This is a genomic window from Daejeonella sp. (genome assembly GCF_044232565.1).
Taxonomy (GTDB): Bacteria; Bacteroidota; Bacteroidia; order Sphingobacteriales; family Sphingobacteriaceae; genus Daejeonella.
Map to the genome: position 1 here is coordinate 1 of NZ_JBIILQ010000259.1, position 3,816 is coordinate 3,816.

The following is a 3,816-nucleotide window of genomic DNA, read 5'->3' on the forward strand; positions in this document are numbered from 1 at the left end:
CACCTAAAATAGTATTTAAAGAGAAGTCTTTTGTTAATTTCTTGATATACTGAGCTTGAAACTCTGGATTCAATTGAGTATCATAACTTGCGCCATCACTTACACTACCCGTTCTGTTTGTAAAGTTAGATGTTATGCCCAATCTGTAATCTGAGTAAGTATATTTATCAGACCAGCCTTTTGAAGAAGCATTTCTAGTTGACATACTCACACGGAACAATAATGATAATTCTTTGATTGGGAAAAACTTAAACTGAACGTTACCAGTTAAATAATCATTTCTTGTTAAAGTTCTATTATTCCCTAAAGTAAAATAAGGATTATCAATGTATTCATTATAATATCCACTAGGTGTTGAATATGGATCATTTCTCCAGTCACTATAACGTGTTAAAGGAATGTTTCCTGGAGAATTAAGTACTTGTTCGAAAGCAGATCCAGAAGGACCTAAATCATATCTGTTTTGAACATAATTGGCGTTAAAAGCAAAATTAAATTTTTTCGAAATATCCCTAGTACCATTCAAACGTAATGTAAAACGATTGAAAAGATCACCAGGTACAGTACCCTTTTGATCAAAATATTGTGATGAAAAATAATAAGAACCCTTATCATCGCCTGAGGCTAAACTAAAATCTGTTTGATTGTTAAGACCTGTATCCCAAAAAGCATTTTTTCCTTCTTTTTCATTATTTGAATAAGGTGCAGTTTGAATAGAACCATCAGCCAACTTCTTACCAATTGGACGGATAGATCCGTCAAAAGCCGGGCCGTATTGTTGATTCTCATAAGGCGTGTAGGTTGGAATATCATCTGGTCCAGTACCTGATCCAAATCTTTCCTGCAATTTTGGCAAAAATGCAACAGTCTCTAAACTAGTTGTTTGTGCAACATTAACAGTAGTTTTACCCTTTTTTCCAGTTTTGGTGGTAATAATTAAAGCTCCGTTAGATGCATCAGATCCGTACAATGCTGCAGCACCTGCACCATTTAATACTTGTATGTCTTCTATATCTTCAGGATTTAAGTTACCCAAAATAGTATTTGGCACAATTACGTTATCTACAACTACTAGAGCTTGGTTATTACCCAATAATGAGCGATTACCACGCAAAACCAAACGAACTGAAGGATTTACACCAGAACCTACAGCATTAACCTGTAAACCAGCAACTTTACCAGAAAGTGCACTCGCCACGTTAAAGGCTTTACCTTGAGTTAAATCTTCAGCCTTAATTGTAGTAGCCTGATTTCCTTGCTCTCTTCTTTGAATGGATACACCACCCGCAGTAATTACCACTTCGTTTAATGATTCAGAACTTGAAGATAGAACTACTTTCATCGTATTTCCAGCGGGAATAACTACGTCTTGTGTAGCATAACCGATAAAAGTGAAAGTTAAGGTGTTACTTCCTTTTGGAACAGTAACACTAAATTGTCCATTGCTGCCTGTTGAGGTACCAAGATTGGTTCCCTTAACTCTGACACCCACACCTGGAAGAGGCAAACCGTCCATTTTATCGGTTACGGTTCCAGTCACAGTGCGATCCTGAGCTGTAGCTTGAAAAGCTATAAACAACAACAAGAACAAACTTTGTAAAAGTTTTTTCATACTTAATTAGATTTGAATTGTTTAAATTGAGGAATGTTAAATTATGTTAATTAAATAGTGAATTTCGACAAGATATTTGTTAACACAAAGTTAATTGAAGATTATTTTTAATTTTAATTTATAAGTATCTGTTAATCAGTTGATTAATTTTATAAGAAAAAAAGTACTCGAAATGGAGATTATACCGCAACTTACGCTAGTAGCCTCATACATAGACAACAGGATGTAAAAAGCAAATCCATTTCAAAACTTAATGGCCAACCATAAATACAGCATTACTAAACAACAATTTACCGTTTTCCCAAAAACTGCGGAATAAAGGATCATCATTCAAATAAACCACCGAGCCATTGCCTAGTTCCTGAACCCCAAAAATTAGTCCATCCATCGTTTTTTTCTTAGCCCCTGCACCTACAAATCCGCTCACGTAATTATCCTTTTTAATTACTCCAACATTCCATCCCTGATTGAGGTATTGATAAACCTGGTCATCAAGTTTTAGAGTATAGTAAAAATTGGGGAAACCAAATCCAAGTGGATGAGTATTGTCTAATTCCACTTTATAAATTGCACCCGGTGAATTACTCAGAACACTCTCCCTCTCCCGGTTTTCATAAGATTTGATGGCTTTATATGGGTCTAAGTCTTTATCATCTTTCTTGGCTTCTTCTTTGGTTTTGATATCAAAACCCTTTATTCCAGCCATTTGCGATACTGCATCACCCATTGCAATTAACTTTCCACCACCACGTATCCACTGCATTAGTTTTTCATTAGATAAATCAGAATAATTTCCTGAAGGCAAAATAAGCACATTGATTTCAGACCAATCAATGCGATTAAGGTCTTGTGGTCTAACAATGCTTACCGGATACTTAATTTGTTGTTCAAAAAAATGCCAAATCTCCCCAAATGCAAGTGAAGAAGTTCCCTCACCACCAATTACAACAACCTTGGGCTTTTTAATCAATCTAATTTTATCCGAACCAAAATCCGCTCCTTTATCCACAAATCCAGAAGCAATTGGCACTAGTTCTATCCCCGATTTTTTAGCGATGTCGCTTAACACAGTTTCAAAATCCGAACCTAAGTTTAAATTTCCATTGCGCGCAATAATCAAAGAGCCCGCATTAAAACGACTTCCGCCACTTTCAAAAGGTATTTCAGAATATCTAACTTTAAAGTTTTTCTTCAATAATTCACCCAAAAACTTAACATCAGTCACAGAATTCCATTTGGCAACGTAAGCAACAGGATTTTCAACTTTATTAAAGCTCTTAGTCTCTATTTCTGGGGTACTTAATAAGGGGCTTAAAGATTCTTTACTTGCATAGGTTTGAATTCCGAAGGCATAGGGTAAAGACCATGCGGTAATATCATAAGTGGCAGAATCAGAAACGAAGGTATTAGGCTCAAATAAGACTTTAAGAAGAACCGATTTAGTCTGATATGCGCTAATAACCATATCACCTTGGTTAACCTTTACACTTTCATTCTTACCCGTAAAATAGTTAAAAGCCTGTACAGACTTAGATGCGCCATAACCAAAATCAATGCCATTTCGCTTTAGGAGTGTCGCCAGACTTTTTAACTTGTCTGCATTATCGCCACGAATGATGTAGGATTTATACACTCCCGGCGGACTTGCTTTACTCTTAGCAAAGTAATTGGTAAACTCATTTAATGCTCTTTCGGCATATTTCGAAGAAGCCTCTACCGTTGAAAGTCCGCTTGTAAAATGATGATCTATTCGATCTTTTAATGTTAAAGTATCACCCGCAGAAGTAATAATCGCTAATCCCGCTCTACCCGAGCCACCTTGCTCAAAGGTCATCCCTACAGAACCATTATAAATTGGATAGGTATCTCCATAAGATGGATAAAGAAGGTCGAAACGCTCTTTAGTAAAATACATCCAAGCCTTTGCATCGAAATAACGGGCATTATTTTTTCCAATAATAGTTTGGAATTCGCGCTGCCATTGGCTGATATCTTCATGGTAGGGCTCAGCAGCCGGTGCAAAATAATAGGGATTATCAACCCCTTGCTCATGGAAATCAACATGAACTTGTGGCAGCCATTTGTTGAAAACGGCTAAACGCTGCTGACTTTCCACTTGCGATTGCCAAGCCCAATCACGATTTAAATCAAAATAATAATGATTTGCTCTTCCTCCGGGCCAAGGCTCCATGTGTTCACGCGTA

2 protein-coding genes are annotated in these 3,816 nt (G+C 36.7%); both read right to left on the reverse strand.

From position 1 onward, the window contains the following. Positions 1-1,612 (reverse strand): carboxypeptidase-like regulatory domain-containing protein (locus tag ACILQF_RS11605; RefSeq protein ID WP_395627568.1); only part of this gene is annotated, 1,612 nt, incomplete at its 3' end. Positions 1,613-1,862: 250 nt separating this feature from the next. Next, a partial coding sequence (locus ACILQF_RS11610) for a zinc carboxypeptidase (protein ID WP_395627569.1) occupies positions 1,863-3,816 on the reverse strand: 1,954 nt, incomplete at its 5' end.